This is a genomic window from Vibrio sp. Vb1554 (assembly GCF_033344235.1).
This window is the reverse complement of sequence record NZ_JAWPOJ010000466.1, coordinates 1-1,037: the sequence shown is the minus strand read 5'-3', so window position 1 is coordinate 1,037 and position 1,037 is coordinate 1. Positions and strand designations below refer to the sequence as shown.

Sequence of the window (1,037 nt, the reverse complement as noted above, 5' to 3'; positions counted from 1 at the left end):
GAATCCGGCAGATAAACATCCATCAAAAGCAGATCTGGCTTGAGCACTTCGAGCTGCATTTCCGCTTCTAATCGCGTCGTTGCAATGCCAACCACATCCAACCCTGCCAATTGGCTCAGGTATTTGTGGTGTAATTCAGCAATGGCAATGTCATCTTCAATGATCATCACTCGCGTTGCCATGTTCATACTTGTTCTTCCTTTGGCAAATACACGGTTATTCGCGTTCCATGTTCTGTGTTTGGTAGCATTTCAACATGCCCGTGATAGCGGGTCGCTAATTGGTTCACTAGGTGCAAACCTACCCCTCTATTTTGTCGAGATTTTGTCGAAATGCCTTTTTTGAAAAGGGTTTGAGGTTCAATGTTCTCTGGCAACCCACATCCGTGATCGCTGACTTCTAAAATCACTTCGTTGCCGTAATCGCTAACCGAGACTTCGATGTTTCGACGCTCTGATGCAACGTTGGATTCATTGCGAATAACGCTCAAAGTCGCATCAAACGCATTGTCGATCAAGTTACCTAAAATGGTGACCAGATCTTCCGAATTTAACCATTCAGAAAGCGGCTCCAAGCGACTGCCCTCCTCGACCACCAGCTGCAAACCCAGTTCTCGTGCTCGCTCTGTTTTTCCCAACAACATACCCGCAATAAGCGGATCTTTTATGGTATCTCGCAAAAACTCAATCATGGCTTGATAATGGGCGGTTTCTTGCCCGATGAGCTTTTGCACAGCCTCAAGCTCACCCATTTGTACTAAGCCACTGATCGTATTGAGCTTGTTTCTATGCTCGTGAGTTTGAGAACGCAACAAGTCTGCATATTCTTTGGTTTGCGAGAGCTGCTCCGTAAGCTCATTGATCTCGTCGCGCAAACGAAAACTTGATACTGCCCCGACAATCTTTCCTTCCACAAAGATGGGTGAGCGGTTCGCAATTAAACGCTTATGATTAAGGAAAATTTCAATGTCGTGATCTTATAGACCCGTTTCAAGAACGGTATATAAGTCGCTGTCGCGCAATGTATCCGTAAGCGGT

1 protein-coding gene and 1 pseudogene are annotated in these 1,037 nt (G+C 45.8%); both read right to left on the bottom strand.

Annotation, left to right across the window (positions count from 1 at the left end; all coding sequences use genetic code 11):
* A partial coding sequence (locus R8N28_RS27115; RefSeq protein WP_412079943.1) for a response regulator occupies positions 1–188 on the bottom strand: 188 nt, incomplete at its 3' end.
* Positions 185–1,037: pseudogene (locus R8N28_RS27110) on the bottom strand (sensor histidine kinase); the annotation flags it as partial. The pseudogene R8N28_RS27110 and the gene R8N28_RS27115, both read right to left, overlap by 4 nt.